18 protein-coding genes are annotated in these 19,313 nt (G+C 72.3%); 13 read left to right on the top strand and 5 right to left on the bottom strand.

What is annotated here, in order from left to right:
* Positions 1-56: 56 nt before the first annotated feature.
* Together FR742_RS34325 and FR742_RS34320 are read left to right on the top strand one after the other, a co-directional pair.
* Positions 57-1,493, top strand: a complete 1,437-nt coding sequence (locus tag FR742_RS34325) for an amidohydrolase family protein (protein ID WP_148035458.1) — start codon at positions 57-59, stop codon at positions 1,491-1,493.
* A gap of 35 nt (positions 1,494-1,528) precedes the next feature.
* Positions 1,529-2,329: an IclR family transcriptional regulator C-terminal domain-containing protein gene (locus FR742_RS34320; RefSeq protein ID WP_148035457.1), complete on the top strand. Its 801-nt coding sequence runs from the start codon at positions 1,529-1,531 to the stop codon at positions 2,327-2,329.
* Here the strand turns inward: FR742_RS34320 and FR742_RS34315 are convergent.
* On the bottom strand, positions 2,316-3,272 hold the full coding sequence (locus FR742_RS34315; RefSeq protein ID WP_148035456.1) for an NAD(P)-dependent oxidoreductase: 957 nt from the start codon (positions 3,270-3,272) through the stop codon (positions 2,316-2,318). The genes FR742_RS34320 and FR742_RS34315 overlap by 14 nt on opposite strands.
* A 59-nt stretch (positions 3,273-3,331) precedes the next feature.
* Here FR742_RS34315 and FR742_RS34310 point away from each other — a divergent pair, with 59 nt between their 5' ends.
* From FR742_RS34310 to FR742_RS34295, 5 genes are all read left to right on the top strand, one after another.
* Positions 3,332-3,874 (top strand): hypothetical protein, encoded by a 543-nt coding sequence (locus FR742_RS34310; RefSeq protein ID WP_187281502.1) that lies wholly within the window; start codon positions 3,332-3,334, stop codon positions 3,872-3,874.
* Between the two features lie 44 nt (positions 3,875-3,918).
* Positions 3,919-4,074 carry a hypothetical protein gene (locus tag FR742_RS44850; protein WP_187281501.1) on the top strand — a complete coding sequence of 52 codons (156 nt, stop codon included), beginning with the start codon at positions 3,919-3,921 and terminating at the stop codon, positions 4,072-4,074.
* Positions 4,075-4,272: 198 nt separating this feature from the next.
* Positions 4,273-5,430 (top strand): AI-2E family transporter, encoded by a 1,158-nt coding sequence (locus FR742_RS34305; protein WP_148035455.1) that lies wholly within the window; start codon positions 4,273-4,275, stop codon positions 5,428-5,430.
* Between the two features lie 25 nt (positions 5,431-5,455).
* Positions 5,456-7,000: a CdaR family transcriptional regulator gene (locus tag FR742_RS34300; protein ID WP_148035454.1), complete on the top strand. Its 1,545-nt coding sequence runs from the start codon at positions 5,456-5,458 to the stop codon at positions 6,998-7,000.
* Between the two features lie 101 nt (positions 7,001-7,101).
* On the top strand, positions 7,102-8,361 hold the full coding sequence (locus FR742_RS34295) for an NAD(P)/FAD-dependent oxidoreductase (RefSeq protein ID WP_372452394.1): 1,260 nt from the start codon (positions 7,102-7,104) through the stop codon (positions 8,359-8,361).
* 51 nt (positions 8,362-8,412) lie between these two features.
* On the opposite strand, the gene FR742_RS34290 is transcribed toward FR742_RS34295, so the two are convergent.
* The 3 genes from FR742_RS34290 to FR742_RS34280 all read right to left on the bottom strand — a co-directional run bounded on the left by FR742_RS34290 (position 8,413) and on the right by FR742_RS34280 (position 11,532).
* Positions 8,413-8,709: a hypothetical protein gene (locus FR742_RS34290; protein WP_148035452.1), complete on the bottom strand. Its 297-nt coding sequence runs from the start codon at positions 8,707-8,709 to the stop codon at positions 8,413-8,415.
* A gap of 241 nt (positions 8,710-8,950) precedes the next feature.
* A complete protein-coding gene (locus FR742_RS34285) occupies positions 8,951-10,204 on the bottom strand; it encodes a C39 family peptidase (protein WP_148035451.1) in 1,254 nt (417 codons plus the stop codon).
* An 80-nt stretch (positions 10,205-10,284) separates the two neighbouring features.
* Complete coding sequence (locus tag FR742_RS34280) at positions 10,285-11,532, bottom strand: serine/threonine-protein kinase (RefSeq protein WP_148035450.1); 1,248 nt, start codon at positions 11,530-11,532, stop codon at positions 10,285-10,287.
* A 293-nt stretch (positions 11,533-11,825) separates the two neighbouring features.
* Here FR742_RS34280 and FR742_RS34275 point away from each other — a divergent pair, with 293 nt between their 5' ends.
* Genes FR742_RS34275 through FR742_RS34265 form a run of 3 tightly spaced genes read left to right on the top strand, consistent with a single transcriptional unit; the run spans position 11,826 to position 15,770 of the window.
* Positions 11,826-12,857: an ABC transporter substrate-binding protein gene (locus FR742_RS34275; RefSeq protein WP_148035449.1), complete on the top strand. Its 1,032-nt coding sequence runs from the start codon at positions 11,826-11,828 to the stop codon at positions 12,855-12,857.
* Positions 12,858-12,906: 49 nt separating this feature from the next.
* Positions 12,907-14,646: an iron ABC transporter permease gene (locus tag FR742_RS34270; protein ID WP_148035448.1), complete on the top strand. Its 1,740-nt coding sequence runs from the start codon at positions 12,907-12,909 to the stop codon at positions 14,644-14,646.
* A complete protein-coding gene (locus FR742_RS34265; protein WP_148035447.1) occupies positions 14,646-15,770 on the top strand; it encodes an ABC transporter ATP-binding protein in 1,125 nt (374 codons plus the stop codon). Before FR742_RS34270 ends, FR742_RS34265 begins: the two co-directional genes overlap by 1 nt.
* A 34-nt stretch (positions 15,771-15,804) precedes the next feature.
* On the opposite strand, the gene FR742_RS34260 is transcribed toward FR742_RS34265, so the two are convergent.
* Positions 15,805-16,977, bottom strand: a complete 1,173-nt coding sequence (locus tag FR742_RS34260; RefSeq protein ID WP_148035446.1) for an NAD(P)/FAD-dependent oxidoreductase — start codon at positions 16,975-16,977, stop codon at positions 15,805-15,807.
* A gap of 119 nt (positions 16,978-17,096) precedes the next feature.
* Here FR742_RS34260 and FR742_RS34255 point away from each other — a divergent pair, with 119 nt between their 5' ends.
* From FR742_RS34255 to FR742_RS34245, 3 genes are read left to right on the top strand one after another with little or no spacing between them, the layout of a single operon-like run.
* A complete protein-coding gene (locus tag FR742_RS34255) occupies positions 17,097-18,335 on the top strand; it encodes a cytochrome P450 (protein ID WP_148035445.1) in 1,239 nt (412 codons plus the stop codon).
* Positions 18,332-19,075 carry an SDR family oxidoreductase gene (locus FR742_RS34250; RefSeq protein ID WP_148035444.1) on the top strand — a complete coding sequence of 248 codons (744 nt, stop codon included), beginning with the start codon at positions 18,332-18,334 and terminating at the stop codon, positions 19,073-19,075. The genes FR742_RS34255 and FR742_RS34250 overlap by 4 nt, the downstream gene beginning before the upstream one ends.
* Positions 19,076-19,097: 22 nt before the next feature.
* Positions 19,098-19,310, top strand: a complete 213-nt coding sequence (locus FR742_RS34245; protein ID WP_148035443.1) for a ferredoxin — start codon at positions 19,098-19,100, stop codon at positions 19,308-19,310.
* The last annotated feature ends 3 nt before the right edge of the window (positions 19,311-19,313 follow it).

The following is a 19,313-nucleotide window of genomic DNA, read 5'->3' as shown; positions in this document are numbered from 1 at the left end:
AGCGGTGACCGTATGACGGACAGTCGTACGCAGAATTCGGGGTGAGGGAGTCCACCATGACAGAATTCGAGGCCGGACGCCCCGTGGTGCTGCGGGGCGGCACGGTGCTGCCGATGACCGACGGCCACGAGGTGCTCTCCGGCGCCGACGTGCTCGTCGAGGGAGACCGGATCGCCGCCGTGGGGCCGGAGCTCGCGGTGCCCGACGGCACGATCGAGATCGACGCCACCGACGGCATCGTCATGCCCGGCATGATCGACACCCACCGGCACATGTGGCAGACCGCCATGCGCGGCTACGGCGCCGACTGGACGCTGACCCAGTACTTCGTCTGGTACTACCTGGAACACGGCAGGCTGTTCCGCCCCGAGGACGTGCACGCGGGCAACACGCTCGCCGCCATCGAGGCGATCGACGCCGGCGTCACCACGGTCGTCGACTGGTCGCACGGCCTGCAGACCGTCGACCACGCGGACGCCGCCGTGGACGCGCTCCAGTCGGTGCCCGGCCGGTTCGTGCTCGCGTACGGCAACATCCAGGCGCCGCCCGCCGAGTGGACCGCCGCGCCGGAGTTCCGCGACTTCGTGAGCCGCCGCATCACCGGCGACGACATGCTCGGCTTCCAGCTCGCCTTCGACGTGGTGGGCGACCCCGCCTTCCCGGAGAAGCCCGCCTTCGAGGTGGCCCGCGACCTGGGCGTCTCCGTCACCACCCACGCGGGCGTCTGGGGCGCCACCAGTGACGAGGGCATCAGGCAGATGTACGAGCACGGGTTCATGACCCCGGGCACCGTCTACGTGCACGCCGCCACGCTGGAGCCCGACTCCTACCACCGCATCGCCGCCACCGGCGGTTCGATCTCGGTGTCCACCGAGAGCGAGCAGAGCGCCGGCCAGGGCTACCCGCCCACCTGGGCGATCCGCCTGCACGGCATCCCGGTCTCGCTGTCCATGGACACCAGCGTCTGGTGGAGCGGCGACCTGTTCTCCGCCATGCGCACCACGCTCGGCGCCGACCGCTCCCGCGCCCACCTGGAGGCGCACGCCAAGGGCGACACCGTCACGCACTGCGCGCTCCGCGCCGACCAGGTCGTCGAGTGGGCGACCAGGGGCGGCGCGCGGGCGCTCGGCCGCGACGACCTCGGCAGCCTGGAGCCCGGCAAGAAGGCCGACCTGGTGCTCATCAAGAACGACCGGTCGCCGGTGTCGTTCCCGCTGCTCAACCCGTACGGGCACGTCGCCTTCCAGGCGCAGCGCGGCGACGTGCACACGGTGGTCGTCAACGGCCGGGTGGTCAAGCACGAGCACGAGCTGGTCGGCGTCGACCTGGCCGCGGCCCGCCGCCAGGTGGAGTCGACGGTCGAGTACCTGCGCTCCACCATGGGGGAGGAAACCTGGCTGAAGGGCATGAACCCCGACATCCCGGAAACGAAGATCCTCGACAACCCGTACACGTACACCGACTATCGAAGCTCCGCCACGCGCGACCGTTAAAGTCCTACCCGTGAGACCTGCTGAGCGAGGCGTCGATGGCACGCGCTGACACCGGACCCGATTTCATCGAGGCGCTGGCCCGCGGCCTCGACGTGATCAAGGCGTTCCAGCCCGGCCGGCCCGTCATGACGCTGACCGAGGTGGCGACCGCGACCGGGCTGGCCCGGCCGACGGCCCGCCGCATCCTGCTGACGCTGAGCGAGCTCGGCTACGCGCGGGCCGAGCAGGGCGGGTTCGCGCTCACGCCGCGGGTGCTGGAGCTGGGCGTGTCGTACGTGCGCTCGATGGGGCTCTGGGAGGTCGCCAGGCCCCACCTGGAGTGGCTGGTCGCGCGGACGCACGAGTCGTCGTCGATCGCCCAGCTCGACGGGTCCGACATCGTCTACGTGGCGAGGGTGGCGGTCCCCAAGATCGTCACCCTGTCGGTGCAGATCGGCACCCGGTTCCCGGCGCTGCAGACCTCGCTGGGCAAGGTGCTGCTGGCCGCGCTGCCGCCCGCCGAGGTGGAGCGGGTGCTGGCCGAGCCGAGCCGGTCGGGCATCACGCCGCGCTGGCTGCCCGGCCGCGAGGAGCGCGAGAGCGCGCTGCGCGCGGTGCGGGCCAAGGGCTGGGCGCTCACCGACGAGGAGCTGGCGCTCGGCATCAGGTCGGTGGCCGCCCCGCTGCGCGACGGCATGGGCAACGTGATCGCCGCCGTCAACGTCAACGCGCACGCCGCCGAGACCTCGGTGGAGAAGCTCACCGAGGAGCATCTCCCGCTGCTGCTCAAGACCGCCGGCGCGATCAGCGCCGACTGGTCGCAGTATGAGGCGGTGCCGCAGGTCACCGCGTCTTGACGACACCCTCCCCGACCAGCCGGTCGACCGACTCCCGGATGGCCTCGAAGGGCGAGTATCGAGGCCGGAACCCGAGCAGCCGCGCCGCCTTCTCCATGCCGCAGTGGGGGCTGTGCGCGATGTGGTCCCAGGTGGCGTCGGCGTCCTCGGCCGAAACGGTCTCCTTCCACCGCTCCCACGGCAGGAACGACAGCCGCGCCTCCCGCCCGAACCAGCCGGCCGCCGTCTCGGCGTAGCCGCGCAGCGTGACCGCGGAGTCGGCGACGCAGTGGAACGCCTCGCCGAGCGTGACCGAGCGGCCCGCGAGCGCGGCCATGAACAGCCGGGCCACGTCGTCGGCGTGGACGTGCTGGAGGGTCTCCAGGCCCAGGTTGGGCAGCGCCAGCTCGCCGCCGTCGGCGAGGATCTGGAAGGTGACCGGGTTGACGTTGCCCGCCGGGGTGACCGGCACCCAGCCGGGGCCGACGATGTGGCCGGGGTGGATCACCGTGGCGGGGAAGCCGTCGCGCTGCGCCCGGTCGAGCAGGTAGGCCTCGATCGCGGCCTTCTTGACGCCGTAGTCGCCGAACGGCCGGCGCGGGGCGTCCTCGGTGGTGGGCACGTGGACGCTGGGGCCGTGGACCCAGACCGTGCCGCAGTGGAGGAAGTGGCGGATCCGGCCCGCCAGCGCGTCGGCCAGGTGGCGGGCGCTGGACTCCTCGAAGCAGATGAGGTCGATGACCGCGTCGGGCTCCAGCCCGGCGACGCGGTCGCCGAACGTGCCTGCCGCCTCCTCGGCCGCCCGGTCGGCGGTCACCGTGGTGACCCGCTGCCAGGCGCCGTGGGGGGTGTAGGGCCGCCGCGTGCCGCGGCTCACGGCGACCACGTCGTGACCCGCCTCGACGAGCCGGGGAACCAGGTAGGTGCCGATGTGGCCGCTGGCACCGATCACCACTACGCGCATGGCGCAAGCTTAGAACGCCGCCCGGTTTGCCGACATCCCGCGAGGGCAGCCGCGGGAACATGGCCGAAAGGAGCAGCCGCCGGGCCGACGCCGTCCGGCTGGCGCGTGCGCAAGGACTGTTCAACATGGCGTGCGGGCTCTGGCCCTCACTGTCCATGTCCAGCTACGAGAAGGTGTACGGGGCCAAGACCGACCGGTTCCTGGTCCGTACCGTCGGGAGTCTGCTCGTCGGAGTCGGGCTCAACCAGTTGCGGGCCGCCGCCCGCCCGGAAGGGCTGCCGTACGCCAAGCGCCTCGGCACCTCGGCGGCCCTGACCCAGCTGCGCCTGGACCTGATCAACGTGTTCACCGGCCGGGTCCCGCCCACGTACCTGATCGACGCCGCCGCCCAGGCGGGCTGGCTCTACGCGTGGCGGCGGACCGCCGAGCCGCCGCCGGCCCGTACCGGGACGAAGATCGCCACCCAGCTCGGCGTGGCGCTCGCGGGCGCCGCGATCGGCGGCGGCGCGGCGTGGGCCGGCGACGCGCTGGGACGGCGTGCCGCTCGGCCCGCCGGCGAGAGGGCGGTCACCGTGCCGAGTCCGGAGGCGCAGCCCGTCTGAGGTGACCCGCCCGGGGTCAGGGGACGGGGGACAAGGGGGAGAACATGAGCGAGCAACCAGGTCATGAGGTCGAGCGCGACATCAGGGAGGCGGCGGAGACCTCGCCCCGCCCGGTGGGCGCCACTCCCGGGATCGAGGACAGCATCGACGAGCACGAGCTGCGCCGGCTCACCGAGCTCAACCCGGACGACTTCGAGTGACGGCCGGCGGGCCGCCTTCACCGGCCGCCCGAGAACCGCGCTGAACCGCCGCCCCGGCGTTCGCCTCGGGAACCGCCCGACCGGTTCTTGCCACGCTGCCTGCGAGGACGGACGATCACGCGTGCCGCCAGGTGTGAAAGCCGCGTAAAACGGCATGTTCCTGGCAGATCGTAGGCGGAGACGCACGCGGGAGGGTCCATGACGACGGGAAAGAAGGCGGAGCCCGCGCCGGCGGCGACCGTCCGGGTGCTGTTCTCGCCGGGGAACGTCTGGAGGGCCGCGCTCGTCGTCGTCGGCGTCCTGGCCCTGGCGATGTTCCTGCGGTTCGTGCTGACCGACGCGGGCTCGTTCCTCTTCCTCGTCGTGATCGCCTGGTTCCTGTCGCTGGCGATGGAGCCGGCGGTGGGCAGGCTCGCGCGGCACATGCGGCGCGGCGCCGCGGCCGCGGTGGTGATGGCCGGGCTCGGCCTGTTCGCGGCGATCTTCCTGGTGCTGTTCGGGCAGCTCTTCGTGGAGCAGGTGGCGCTGCTGGTCAAGGGCCTGCCGGACGTGCTGGCCGCCGCGACGGAGTGGGTCAACCGGCAGTTCGGGACGAACTACAACGTCTCCGACATCCTGGAATCGGTCAAGCTGACGCCCCAGGAGGCCGCCGGATACGCGCAGGGGGTCCTGGCGGGCGTGCTCGGCGTGCTGGGCACCGTGGCCGGGATGGTGTTCAACATCTTCGCGCTCATGCTGCTGACCTTCTACCTGTCGGCCGACGGGCCGCGCGCCCGCCAGTGGCTGGCGCGGCGGCTGCCCGGCCGCTTCCAGCAGGTCTTCACCAGCGTGTGGGACATCTCGCTGGCCAAGACCGGCGGCTACGTGGCCGCCCGGGTGATCCTGTCGCTGATCAACAGCACAGCCTCGACCATCGTGTTCCTGGCGCTCGGCATGCCGTCGTGGCTGGCGCTGGGCGTGTGGACCGGGGTGGTGGCCCAGTTCGTGCCCACTATCGGCACGTACATCGCGATCGCGCTGCCCGTCGTGGTCGGGCTGGTCTCGGACCGGCCGTGGATCGGGCTCGCGGCGCTCGCCTGGGGCATCCTCTACCAGCAGGTGGAGAACCTCACCCTGGAGCCCAGGATCAGCGCGTGGGGGGTGGACATCCACCCGGGGGTCTCGTTCTCGGCCGCGATCACCGGAGCGCTGCTGTTCGGCGTGACGGGGGCGCTGCTGGCGATCCCGACGGTGGCGATGCTCCTGGCGCTGCTGGACACCTTCGGCACCCGCCACAAGCTCGAACCACCGGTCCAGGCCCCCCAGCCCGAAGAACCGCCGAAGGAACCGCCCGCCGGCCAGAAGCAACCGGGCTGACCAGGCCGGGTACGCTTCGGCGGAGATGCTGAAGCTCGATCGGTTGGTGAACGTCCTCGGTGGATACGGGACGCGCCTGGTGTGCGCGCCCGCCTCCCGGGACGTGCCGCTGCGCAGCGTGGTGGTCCACGACCCGGCCGATCCGCGGCCGGCGACCGGCGACGTCTTCCTGGCCGTCGGGGTCGGGTCCGCGCCGGAGGCGGTGCGGCTGGGCGCCGCCGCGCGGGCCGCCGCGGTGCTGGTGCGCGACAGCGACAGCGGCAGCGACGGCGGCGACGGCGACGACGCGGCGGCCGAGGGCCGGGCCGCGGGGGTCGCGGTGCTGCTGGTCGACCCGGCCGTGTCCTGGAGCCAGTTGCTCGGGATCGTGTACGGGCTGGTGCTCGAAGGGCGTGAGACCGAGGCGGGCCGGGGCCCGACCGACCTGTTCGCGTTCGCCGACACGCTGGCCGGAGAGCTGGGCTACCCGGTCACCGTCGAGGACCAGATGTCGCGGGTGCTCGCCTACTCCGGCTCGCAGCAGACGGCCGACCCGGTGCGGCTGGAGACGATCCTCGGCCGGCGGGTGCCCGAGGAGATGCGCGGGCTGCTGGAAGGCAAGGGCGTCTTCTCCCACCTGGCCGCCTCCGACGAGCCGTTGTTCGTGGAGCCGTCGCCCGAACACGGGCTGCGCGGCCGCATGGTGGTGGCGGTGCGGGCCGGGCGCGAGCTGCTCGGGTCCATCTGGGTCGAGTGCCAGCGTCCCCTCGCCGGGCGGCAGCGCGACCGGCTGGCCGACGGGGCCAGGGCCGTGGCGCTCCACCTGCTGCGCTCCCGGGTGAGCGCCGACCTCGAACGCCAGGTGGAGTCCGACCTGGTGATCCAGCTCGTGGAGGGCACCACCGACGCCCCGGCGCTGATCAGCAGGCTCGGGCTGCCCGGCGGCCAGTTCCGGGTGATCGCGCTGCAGGCGCACGTCGGCGCGGAGCGGCACGCGGCCGTGCTCACCGCGTTCGAGCGGGCGACCACCGGGTTCGGCTGGTCGCGGCCGGGCCGCAGCGCGCTGTTCGGCAACACGCTCTACACGGTGCTGCCGTGCGGGAACGACGCCGCCCCGGCCCGCGACTGGGTGCGCGCCATCGTGTCCGTGCTGCCGCGCGGCGTCATCGTGCCCGCCGGGGTGGGCGGGCCGGCCGAGCCGGCGCAGCTGCCCGCGAGCAGGCAGGAGGCCGACGAGAGCCTGGCCCTGCGCGCCGCCGTGCCCGCGGGCCCCGTCGTGTACGACGAGTCCTGGGACGAGATCCTGCTCCAGCGGCTGCGCGCCGCCGCCTCCTCCGGCCGCACCCCGGCCCGCGGTCCCGTCGCCGACCTGACCCGCCACGACACCGAACACGGCACCCGCTACGTCGAGACCCTGCGGGCCTGGCTGGAGGCGCAGGGCGACCTCGCGGCCGTGGCCACCCGGCTCGGCGTGCACCCGAACACGGTGCGCTACCGGCTGCGGAAGATGGCCGCCGTCACCAGCCTGGAGCTCGACCGGCCGGAGAAGCGACTGGCCATGATCATCGGACTCGCGCTCCACCAGGGCTGAGCCTTTGTCGCCGATGGACAAAGAGGCGTTGAGCGGTTGTTCTCCCAGCACAGCGCCTTTTGCTCGCGTACCGGTAATCCTTCCCTTATCTGAGGAAGGGGATGGCAGCAATGGGCATCGACGGTGGGCCGCGTACGGCTGTGGTGATCGGCGCCGGTGTGGTGGGTCTGTCCACCGCCTGGTTCCTGCAGGAACGCGGCGTGGAGGTCACCGTGGTCGACCGCGACGGGGTCGCCGCGGGCGCGTCATGGGGCAACGCGGGCTGGCTGTCCCCGGGGCTGGCCATTCCGCTCAACGAGCCCGGCGTGCTCCGTTACGGGCTGCGCTCGCTGCTCGACAAGAACGCTCCGCTGCACGTCCCGGTGACCCCTGACGTGGGGCTGTGGTCGTTCCTGACCCGGTTCGCGCTGCACTGCAACTGGCGCTCGTGGGGCCGCGCCGTGCGGGCCAACCTCCCGTTCAACGAGGAGTGCCTGGAAGCGTTCGACGTGCTCACCGGCAACGGCGTCGAGGCTCCCACCATCGAGGCGCCGATCATGGCGGCGTTCGAGACCCAGAAGCAGGCCGTCTCGTTGCTGCACGAGCTGCGCCGCATCAACGACTCCGGCCTGGAGATCCGCTACGCGGCGTTCGAGGGTGACGAGCTGCGCGCGCAGATGCCGCAGCTCTCGGCCGGCGCCACCGCCGGTGTCCGGCTCGACGGCCAGCGCTACATCGACCCCGGCGCGTTCACGCACGCCCTGGCCGCCGCCGTCACCGCGCGTGGCGGCGAGATCCGGCCGGGCTTCCGGGTCACCGGTGTGACGTCCGAGGCCGGCGGGCACGTGGTCCGGTCCGGCGCGGGCGACGAGGTCAAGGCCGACGCCGTGGTGCTCGCCACCGGCGCCTGGCTGAACAAGCTCGGCGCGGAGTGGGGCGTGCGGACGCGCGTCCAGGCCGGGCGCGGCTACTCGTTCACGGTGCCGACCGACGAGCCGGTGCCGAGCCCCCTCTACCTGGCGGCCGTGCGCGTCGCCTGCACTCCGTACCAGGGCAAGCTGCGGGTGGCGGGCACGATGGAGTTCCGCGACGCGGACGCGCCGCTGTTCGAGCGCCGGGTCGAGGCGATCATCAAGTCGGCCCGGCCGCTCATGACCGGCGTGCGCTGGGAGGAGCGGACCGACACCTGGGTCGGCGCGCGTCCCGTCACCCCCGACGGCAAGCCGCTGGTCGGCGCGACCCGGGTGCCCGGCGTCTACGTGGCGGGCGGGCACGGCATGTGGGGCGTCACGCACGGCCCGGCCACCGGCCGCATGCTGGCCGAGCAGATCACCACGGGCAAGACCTCCGCGATCCTGCGCGAGTTCGACCCCACCCGCTGACACACGCGAAAGGCCACCGCCCCTGGAGGCGGTGGCCTTTCCTGCTTCGGCTCAGAAGCCGATGGACTGGTTCCTCAGCCGGTAGCCGTTCGGGCAGTCGAGCACGTGGCGGCGACCGGTGAACTCGTCCCTGACCTCCACGATCCGGGTGCCGCTGTCGCACCGGATCCAGTGGACGTAGTCGCCCCGGTTGCGGCAGGTGGCCAGCGAGGCGTTGCCGTTGTCGACGGTGCGCAGCTGGCACTCGAAGCGCTCGCCGGTGGCGGCGCTCGCGCTCCCGCCCATCGCGAGGAGCCCGGTGGCGAGCATGGCGGGAACGGCAAGCGAGATGAGGGTCCGCTTGAGCATGAAAACCTCCTGAACGAGGCGATACTTGGCTGTATCGCACCTTTCGTTACGGCGCGTTCACGCCGCGTAGCCATGCTGTCCCCCTGGGCGCGCGAAGCGGGGGACTGGCAGGGCCGAAGAGGTTCAAATCTCCGTCACGTCGGCGGGGCTTCTCGGGCATAGCGGTGTGAACCCCACGGGAACGGGAAGACGGCCCGAACACCATGATCCACCCTGTCCGCGGACGTTACGCATCCGCACGTCACCAGTTGGCGGGCAGGCCGGGCGTGGTCGCGGGCAGGTCGTGGCCCGGCGGGTGGATGACGTAGACCACGCCGCCGCTGCTGGAGCTGCGCAGCCAGACGTTCTCGAACGCGGCCCTGGGATAGACGCGGCGGACGGCGGCGTTGGTGGCCGAGGCCGGGTCGTTGGCGATGACGTCGCCGTCGGCGGTGAAGCCGACCACGACCATGATGTGGCCGTTCGTGCCGTAGCCCGCGCCGGGCAGCTCGTTCTTCTTGAACGACTGCGAGGTGATGACCGGGACGCCGGCGGTGATCAGCTTCTCCAGCTCGGTGAGCGTGCGCAGCCGGGTGACGAAGCCGTCCATGCCGTAGCGGCCCGCGTAGGCGGTGTTGAACGGCCAGTTGCCGGCGCCCTGGTAGGCGTGGTCGTAGGTGTGGCGGGCGGCGTGGTCGACCTCCGGATCGGGATCGGACGGGTCGACCCAGGCGGTGTCCTCCGCGCTCGGCCAGCGGCTCCAGTAGCCGAGCACCATCGTGGTCGAGGTGGGGCTGCACCAGGCCTGGCCACCCCCGTCCCACTCGGGGTAGTGGCCGGAGTGGACGCTCTGCGAGCGGCGCGGCACGTCCAGCTCGGAGCCCCAGGCGCCGCCGCCGGGGCTCACCGGCACGGTCTTGCGGTCGGGCACGTTGGAGGCCATGGCGCCGAGCGTGCGCACCCGCGGCACGACGGACGAGCCGGGCGCGCGGTAGAGGGTGACGCGCAGCTGGTAGGCCGAGATCTGCCTGCCCTCCGCCGCGACCAGCGTGTCGACGGCCACCCGGGCGTCGTCGTCGCCCTGGCCCGGCACCGACGTGCGGTCGATGTCGCCCTCGCCGTAGGCCCACCGGCCGAGCACGTACCACTTCGTCAGCCCGGCGGCGTTGCGGGCGCGCGCCTCGACCTGCACCCAGCTGCCCGCCGGGACGTCGGCCGTCCAGGACGCGATCAGCTCGGTGGCGGTGAACTCCAGTGGCCGCTCGGGGCCGGTCCAGCGGGCGTACTCCCACGTCCTGGTGCCGAGGCGGTCGGTGTAGGAGGTGGTGCCGGCGGCGGTGGCGAACGCGAGCCCGTCGCCCGCGCTGGTGCCCTCGGGCGTGCCGGCGGCGAAGTCGGCCCGGTCGAACACCACGTCGGCGGCGCCCGCGGCGGGCTTCTTCGGGGCGGCCTCGGCGGGCGCCGTGAGCGCGGTCGCAAGGAGGACGGTGGAGAGGAACGCGGTCAGCGTGCGCATGGACCCACCTTCGTCGGACGCGGCCTGGTCAGCCGACAGTAGGCGCGCCGCCCGGGTCACGCATCGGGGAATCTACGTAGTCACTTGTAGTGACCCTTGGCCTTCCCCTGGGGCTGTGAGTTGCCGGGCGTCTTCGTACGGGCCCGGCCGGAACCGTCGGCCGCCCGTCTGGCGGGGGACGTGGTGTGTCCGGTGACTGCGGTGCGCTGTGTGTGCTCCGTGCGGACCTGGACGCCCTGCTCGCGGGCTTCTCCGGCGCGCGGCCGCGACGAGGGCTCGGCCCGCATGACACCGCTGGGCGCGTCGGCCGTCGGCTGCGGCATCGGGTGGGCGTGCCGGCGCGGCGCGGACGCCGAGTTCAGCGACACGGTGGCGATGACGGTGGTGACCAGGGCCGCGACCGCGGCGGCCTCCCGCCACCGCGAGGCCATCAGCCGCCCGGCCCTGGCGGCCCTCGGCGCCGTCGCCGCGGTCAACGGCCGGGTCCTGGCGCGCTTGGACCGGCCGGGCACCTGCCGCAGCAGCTCCTGCGCCCGCGCGGCGTCGGCGCGCTCGGCCGGGTCCTTGGTCAGCATCGCCGTGATGACCGGCGCCAGCTCGCCCGCCTGCTCGAAGGGCGCCGGGTCGCGGGTGAGCACGGCGTTGAGCGTGTCGGCCCGGCTGCCGCCCTGGGCGAACGGCGCCCGCCCCTCCACGGCGGTGTAGAGCGTGGCGCCCAGGGACCACACGTCGGACAGCGCGGTCGCCCGCTCGCCGGAGGCGCGCTCGGGGGCGAGGTAGGCGGGCGTGCCCATCACCATGCCCTGCTGGGTGAGCGTGGAGTCGTCATCGAGCGTGGTGGCCAGCCCGAAGTCGGTGAGCACGGCGTGGCCGTCGGCGGTGAGCAGGATGTTGGCCGGCTTGACGTCGCGGTGCAGCACCCCGGCGGCGTGCGCGGCGCGCAGCGCGGCCAGCACCTCCATCCCGATCCGGGTGACGGTCGGCACCGCCAGCGCGCCGCGGTCGTAGATCTCGTCGGCCAGGCTCCGCGACCGGACCAGCTGCATGACGATCCACGGCCGGTCGTTGGCCAGCACCACGTCGTACACGGCGGCGATGTGCGGGTGGTGGAGCCGGGCGGCGATGCGCGCCTCCCGCATGGTGCGCTCGATCAGGACGTCGCGGTGCTCGGGCGGCGAGGCCGGGATGGACAGCTCCTTGATCGCCACCTCTCGGTCGAGCAGCTCGTCGTAGGCCCGCCAGACCGTGCCCATGCCGCCCCGGCCCAGCTCGGACCGCAGCCGGTAGCGTCCGGTCAGTAACCGTCCCTCGTCGCGCGCGTCGAGCATGGCAGCAGACTTACCCGACCGTCGCCGCCCCACACAACGCGTCCTCCGGACTCCGTTTGAATATCGTTGTCATGGACGCCCTGGACGGGCCCTCCGATCCGTACGCCCCGACTCTGCCGGAATCGGCCTCCGGGCTGCGCTGATCCATGCGTACCATTAACCGCATACTGTCCCTTGTCCTGCTTGATAATCATCCCTATGATTCGCCTAAAGATGGGCCTGTGGCACGGTTGTCTACCCTGCCCGCCAGGCTGACGAGCAGAGGATTTGGATCAGTGGGAAGAACCACCCGAGTGGGCATCGCAGTGGTCGCGGCGGCACTGCTGGCGGCGTGCGGCGGCCAGGCGGCCGCCCCTGGCGGGGGCGGCATGTCGACGGCGGCCTCGACCTGGGACGAGGTCCTGAAGAAGGCGTCTGAAGAGGGCACGGTGTCGCTGTACTCGGCCCTGCTCCCCGAGGTGAACAAGGAGCTCGAGACCCGCTTCGAGAAGACGTACCCGGACATCGACCTCAAGATCACGCGCATCGTCGGACCTGAGGTCAGCGCCAAGCTCGACGCCGAGCTCAAGTCCGGGTCGCTCGGGGCCGACATCGTCAACCACGTCAACTACGAGTGGGCGAAGACCAAGGCGGACGAGGGACTCTTCGCCGAGCCGGTCGGCCCCAACGGCGCCGGTCCCGAATGGAAGGGCACCCCTTACCTGATCGACGGGGTCCTGCAGACGTCCGCTCTCACCGCGCTCGGCATCGCGTGGAACACGGAGAAGGTGACCGACCCGCCGGCCACCTACGAGGGTCTCGCCGACCCGAAGTACGGCGGCGGCCAGCTCGGGCTCGTGGACAACCTGGCCGCTCCCATGGCCGACCTGTACGCCTGGCTCGAGGACACCTACGGCGCCGACTACCTGACGAAGCTGGCGGCGCTCAAGCCGAAGTTCTACCCGAGCGCCGTCCCGCTGCAGGAGGCGCTGCTGTCGGGCGAGATCTCCATCGCCCTGTGGGGCGCCAACTCGACGGTCAAGCCGATCAAGGCCTCGGGCGGTCCCATCGACTGGCTCATGCCCGACCCCGGCTGGGCGCCGATGAACCTGGGCTACATGTTCAAGGAGTCGAACAACCCGAACGCGGCCCAGGTGCTGTTCGACTTCATGGCGTCCGCGGAGGGCCAGGAGTCGCTGGCCAAGGACAACCTCAGCGTCCTGCCGAACGTCGCCGGCGCGGTCGAGGCCCCGAAGGAGCTCACCCTGCTCGACCTCACCCGGGCGACCAAGCCCGGCTGGCTCGGGTCGGCGCAGAGCGAGTGGAAGCAGACCTTCGGTCGCTGACGCCCGTCTCTCCCTTCTCCACCAGTCCGCTCCATCGGAGGCCGTAGTAGTGAAAAGCATCAGTGAGGCGCCGCCGGCGGCGGCCCGGCGCGGCGCGGACCCGAAGGGTGAGACCAGGCCCGGCCTCTCCCGCCGGAGAGCGCTGCGCCGCCATGCCCTGCCGATCGCCGCGATCATCGTGATCGGGTACCTCGTGCTGGCGCCCCTCGTCCGCCTGCAGCTTCTCGCGCTGGCGGACGGCGGCGCCGGCTACGCCCGCGGCTTCGGCACCGCCGACATCGCGCGCACGATCCTCACGACGCTGCTGCTCGGCCTCGGCTCCCTCGTCATCGGGCTGGTGTTCGGGGCGGTGCTGGCGTGGTACTCGATCCAGCTGCCGCCCCGGGCGCGCTGGATGGCGTCGCTCCCGATCCTGCCCATCGTGGTGCCGCCGGTCGCCAGCATGATCGGGTGGGGGCTGCTCCTCGCCCCGAACTCCGGCACGGTCAACCGGTTCATCAGATCGCTGCCCTTCTGGAGCGGCGGCGACACCGGGCCGATCGACGTCTTCACCGTGCCGTGGATCGTGTTCCTGACGGCGCTCGGGCTGACGTCGTTCGTGTACGTGTTCCTGCGGGCGGGCCTGCTGCGGGTCAACTACGAGCTGGTCGAGGCCGGGCGCACGGCCGGGGACGGGCCGGTGGGCGTCTTCTTCCGCATCCTGCTGCCCGTCGTGCGGCCCTCGCTCATCTACGGCGGCGCGGTGGCGCTGCTGCTCGGCCTGGGCCAGTTCACGGCGCCCCTGCTGCTCGGCTCGATCAAGAACGTCAAGGTCCTGACGACCGAGGTGTACTTCTTCGCCAACGCCGGCCTGGCGGACTACGGCGCCGCCGCCGCGGTCGCGTCCCCGCTCCTGCTGGTCGGGTTCGGCATCGTCGCCCTGCAGCGGATGCTCCTCGGCGAGGAGCGGCGGTTCGTCACCGACGGGGGGAAGACCTCCCGCTACTCCGCGCGGCGCAGCCCTGCCGCGGTCGTCGTCATCGGGCTGTTCTCCGCCGTCGTGGCGCTGCTGCCGCTGCTGGCGCTGATCGCCGCCTCCCTGTCGCCGTTCTGGACCGGCCAGATCGACGTGAGCACGTGGAGCCTCAAGAACTTCCGCGAGCTGTGGGACACGCCGACGGCGGTCAGCGCCGTCCAGACCAGCCTCGTCGCCTCGGGCATCTCCGTGCTCGTGTCACTGCCGATCGGGTACGTGCTGGCGGACATCCTGCACCGCCGCTCGCTCGACGCCCGCGTCCGCGCGATCGTCGACATCCTGGTCTCGCTGCCGCTGGGGGTGCCCGCGGTGGTGTTCGGCGCCGGGTTCCTGTTCACCTACACCGCGCCGCCGTTCGTCCTGTACGGCACGCCGTGGGTCCTCGTGGTGGTCTACGTGACGCTGATGCTGCCGTTCGCCACCCGCATGCAGCTCGCGGCCCGCATGTCGCTCGGCGACAGCTACCAGGAGGCGGCCCGGGTCAGCGGGGCCGGGCCGGTGCGCACGCACCTCCAGGTCGTCATCCCGATGATCCGCGGCTCGCTCGGCGGCGCGGCCGCGCTCATCTTCGTCCTGCTCACCCACGAGTTCGCCGCGTCGCTGCTGGTGCGGTCGACCCGGACCCAGGTCATGGGCACGACCCTGTACGACCTGTGGCTCAACGTTTCCTACCCTCTGGTCGCCGCCATGGGACTGGTGATGTGCCTGGTGACGGCCGCGGGCGTCATCCTCGCGGTACGGCTCGGGGGCTCCAAAGCATTGGAGAGTTTGTGATGTTCGGTATCGAGAACCTGACGAAGACCTTCGGGTCCGGAGCGGGCCGTTTCACCGCGATCGACGGGCTGAACCTCGACATCCAGGAGGGCGAGCTGGTCGTGCTCCTCGGGCAGAGCGGTTGCGGGAAGACCACGGCGCTGCGCTGCGTGGCGGGCCTGGAGAGCGCCGACGAGGGCGTGATCCGCTTCGGGGACACCGTGGTGTTCGACTCCGGCCGGGGCGTCGACGTCGCCCCGGAGAAGCGCGAGCTGGGCATGGTCTTCCAGTCGTACGCGCTGTGGCCGCACAGGACGGTGCGTCAGAACATCAGCTACCCGCTCAAGGTGCGCAAGCTGACCAAGGCGCTCAAGGAGGAGAAGTGGGTCGAGCAGGCGGCCGACCTGGTCGACTGCGGGCCCCTGCTCGACCGCTACCCGCACCAGCTGTCCGGCGGCCAGCAGCAGCGGGTGGCGCTGGCGCGCGGCCTCGTGTCACGGCCCCGCCTGGTGCTCATGGACGAGCCCCTCAGCAACCTGGACGCCCTCCTGCGGGTCCGCGTCCGCAACGAGCTGCACGAACTGCACCAGCGCCTGGGCTTCGCGGGCCTGTACGTGACCCACGACCAGTCCGAGGCGATGGCCCTCGGCGACCGGGTCGCCGTCATGAACAAGGGCCGGATCGAGCAGATCGGCACACCCCAGGACGTCTTCGAACGTCCCGAGACGTCCTACGTCGCCAACTTCGTCGGCATCACGAACGTCCTGGACCTGGTCCGCGAGGACGGCCGGTGGCGCCTCAAGGCGGCGCCCGACGAGCCCGTGGAGCCGGCGTCGCTGCCGGACGAGCTCGGGGCGGGGTGCCAGGTGCGGTTCCGCCAGTCCGACGCCGTGATCGTGCCCGCCCCCACGTCCCGGTCGTGCCTGCGTTTCCAGGCCACCGTGGCCGACTCCGTGTACGTGGGCCGCAGCTACGACGTCAGCGTCAGCCTGGGCGACGTCCGGCTCAACGCGCGCGCGGACGCGGCCGTCGCGGCGGGTCTCGACAGGGGCAAGCCGGTCACCGTCGAGGTGCCGTGGCCGGCCTGCGTCTGGTTCGGGACCGACGGGCTGCGGGTGCCGGTGGGTGACCTCGTCTCCTCATGAGGGCCGCCGGGCCGGCGTGCCGGCCCGGCCGCTCTCACGCGACGATCGCGCCGATGGCCGTCGCGTCGAAGGCCGTGTTCACGTGCGGCCGGCACCGGTTGAGAGCCAGGGGCATGTCCAGCGCGGCGACCCCGGTCACGATCCCGTCCCTGGTGTGGACCGCGAGGAAGCCGTGCTCGTCGTCGCGCAGGACGCGCAGGTCGTCCGAGGGGGCAGGGGCGCCCAGGCACTGCAGCTTGGAGCCGTGCTGATCGCTCCAGAAGTACGGGACGTCGGCGAGGCGCCGGGGCGGTGCGTCCGGCCGGGCGATGTTGTGGCCGACGACCACCGCCGTCGCGACCGCGTGGTTCCAGTGTTCGGTGCGCCCGTGGCCGACGATGCTCGCCACGTCGCCGACGGCGTGGACTCCCTCGACGGGCGTGGCCCCGGTCTCGTCGCACGGCACCCCGGCGGCCGCGTCCAGCCCCGAACCGGCGAGCCACTCGACGTTGGGTACGCCGCCGACCGCGCCGACCACGACGTCCGTCGGCAGGACGTCGCCGTCGTCGAGCGTGACCGTGAAGCGGCCGGCCTCCGGCTCGGCGCCTGTGATGCGACGCCCGAGACGGAGGCCGACGCCGTGCCGGCGGTGCAGCGCGGCGACGCGTTCCGCCACGGTGGGCCCCAGCGCCCAGAGCGGTGCGGACCCGGCCTCGACGACGGTCACGGACCGCCCGAGGCTCCTGGCCGCCGAGGCGATCTCCAGGCCGAGGAAGCCGGCGCCCACCACGGTGACGTGCGCCGCGGCGAGGACGGCGTCCCGTACCTTGCGGGAGTCCTCCCAGGTGCGCAGGGTCAGCACGGGCAGCGCGGGGTGGATGGCGGGCAGCGCCCGCGCCCGTACGCCCGTCGCGATCACCAGGTGCTCGAACGGCAGGCGGGCGCCGTCGGAGAGGACGAGCCGCCTGTCCGGCCCGTCCAGCCGGGTCGCGCGGACGCCGCGGATCACCTCGATGCCCTGGTCGGCGAGGACCTCGCCGGACCGCAGCGGCGCCGGCTCCGCCGGGTCGCCGACGAGCGCCGCCTTCGACAGGGGCGGCCGGTCGTAGGGCAGCCAGGGCTCGTCACCCACGATCGTGATCGGCCCGGCATGCCCGAACCGCCGCAGGTTCTCCGCGGTGCGAAGCGCCGCGAGACCACCACCGGCGATGACGACGGGTCCTGGCATCTGCTCTCCTCGGGTGCTGTCTTGACTTTACGCCCATATCAAGGATAACAATTCCTACCATAATCATAGTTGGAGTCCAGGCGTCCGGGCTCTGGTCGTAGCAGTGCGGAGGGGCAGGCATGACACGCTCATCTATCCTCGATCCGGAGGTCGCGGCGGATCCCCACGCCTTCTATCGGGAACTCCGCGCCGACGCCCCCGTCCTCCAGGACGCGCGGCTCGGATCGTTCCTGGTGAGCACGTACCGCGGCGTCTCCTCGGTCTACAAGGACGCGCGCTTCTCGACCCGCGCCTACACCGGGACCCTTGAGGCCATCCACGGCCGGACGGTCCTGTCGATGGACGGGCTCCTGCACGCGAAGAACCGCGCCCTGCTCACCCCGCACTTCCGCGGCCAGGGACTCGACCGCGTGCACGCCCTCATCCACCGCACGGCCGCCAAGATCCTGGAGCAGATCGTCCCGCGCCGCGCCCAGCGGCTGGCCGACGAGATGCGCGACAGCGCGGACGGCTCGCGCGTCGACCTCGTGGCGGGGTTCGCGCATCGGTACCCGATCGCGGTGATCGCCGACATGCTCGGGCTGCCGGAGTCCGACCACGAGCTGTTCGCGGGGTGGTACGGCAAGATCATGGCGTTCGTCAGCAACCTCTCCGGCGACGAGGAGGTGCACCGTCAGGGCCTCCAGGCCAGGGCGGACCTGGCCGGCTACATGGCCCCGCTGATCGCGTACCGTCGCGAGCACCCCGGCGACGACCTGATATCGATGCTCGTCCAGTCCCAGGTGGACGACTACCGCATGACCGACGACGAGGTGCGCGCGTACATCAGCCTCCTGCTGACCGCCGGTGGCGAGACGACCGACAAGGCGTTCGGGAGCCTGTGCAAGAACCTGCTGGTCGGCGGCGAGTGGGCCCGGGTGCGCGACAACCGTGACCTGGTGGACGCGGCGATCGCCGAGACGCTGCGCTTCTCCCCGCCCAGCCAGATCACCACCCGCATGTGCGAGGAGGACGTCGAGCTGGAGGGCGTCCAGGTGCCCGCCGGGTCGACGATGCTGCTCATCGCGGCCTCGGCCAACCGGGACGAGTCGCGCTTCGAGAGGTCCGAGGAGTTCGTCATCGGCCGCCCCGACCTCGACCCGGCCCGGGCCTTCAGCGGAGCGGCGGGCCACCTCTCCTTCGGCACGGGACGCCACTTCTGCCTCGGCGCCATGCTCGCCAAGACGGAGATGGAGGTCGGGCTCAACCTGCTCCTCGACTCGTTCCCCGGCATGCGGCTGGCCGACGGCGCCGAGCCGGTCGACGTCGGCCTGCGCACCCGCGGCCCGCGCGACCTCTACGTGAACCTGGCCGCATGAGCAGGCTCGACGGCAAGGTGGCGCTCGTGTCGGGCGGCGCGGCGGGCCTCGGCGCGGCCTACTGCCGGGCTCTGGCCGCCGAAGGCGCGCGGGTCGTGGTGACCGACGTGGCCGCCGAGGCGGCGCGGGCGGTCGCCGGGGACTGCGGGCCGCACGCCTCGTCCGTGGCGCTCGACGTCGTGGACGAGTCCGCGTGGGCGGCCGCGACCGACCACTGCCGCCGGCGCTACGGGCGCCTCGACGTACTGGTCAACAACGCCGGCATCGTGCACAGGACCGCCCTCATGGAGACGGACGCGGCATCCTTCCAGCGGGTGCTGGAGGTGAACGCGTTCGGCACGTTCCTGGGCATGAAGGCGGTCGTCCCCCTCATGCGCGAAGGCGGCGGCGGCTCCATCGTCAACGTGTCGAGCACGGCCGGGGTGACCGGCTTCCCCGGCATCATCGGCTACACGGCAGGCAAGTGGGCGGTGCGCGGGATGACCAAGGCCGCCGCCGTTGAGCTCGCCCCGTACGGGGTGCGCGTGAACACGATCGTGCCCGGCCTCGTCGAGACCCCCATGACCGCCGACTTCGCCGGCCCGGGCGGCAGCCTGCGGCGGAAGAAGGGGTCGGTGGACGAGGTCGCGCCGTTGGTCGTGTTCCTCGCCTCGGACGAGTCGGCTTTCTGCACGGGCGCCGACTTCGTCGCCGACGGCGGCGAGACCGCGGCGACACCCGCCGTGCGGAGTTCCCCATGAGGTTCGGCAGGAAGGGACGCTGATGAGCGCCTACAAGATAGAAGTGGACCTGGACCAGTGCCAGGCGCACGGGATGTGCGTCGCCACGGCGCCGGGGCTGTTCGGGATGAGGCCCGACGACTCGAAGGCGATGCCGCTGGCCGACGTCGTGAGCGGTCCGGAGGCCGAGGAGGCGGGCCTGGCGGCCGAAGGGTGCCCCGAGCTCGCGATCACGCTCAGACCGCTCGGCGACTGAGAG

The sequence above is a fragment of the Nonomuraea sp. C10 genome, assembly GCF_008017515.1.
Classification (GTDB): domain Bacteria; phylum Actinomycetota; class Actinomycetes; order Streptosporangiales; family Streptosporangiaceae; genus Nonomuraea; species Nonomuraea ferruginea.
Note: the sequence above shows the minus strand (reverse complement) of the source record. Positions and strands in the feature narration are given on the sequence as shown.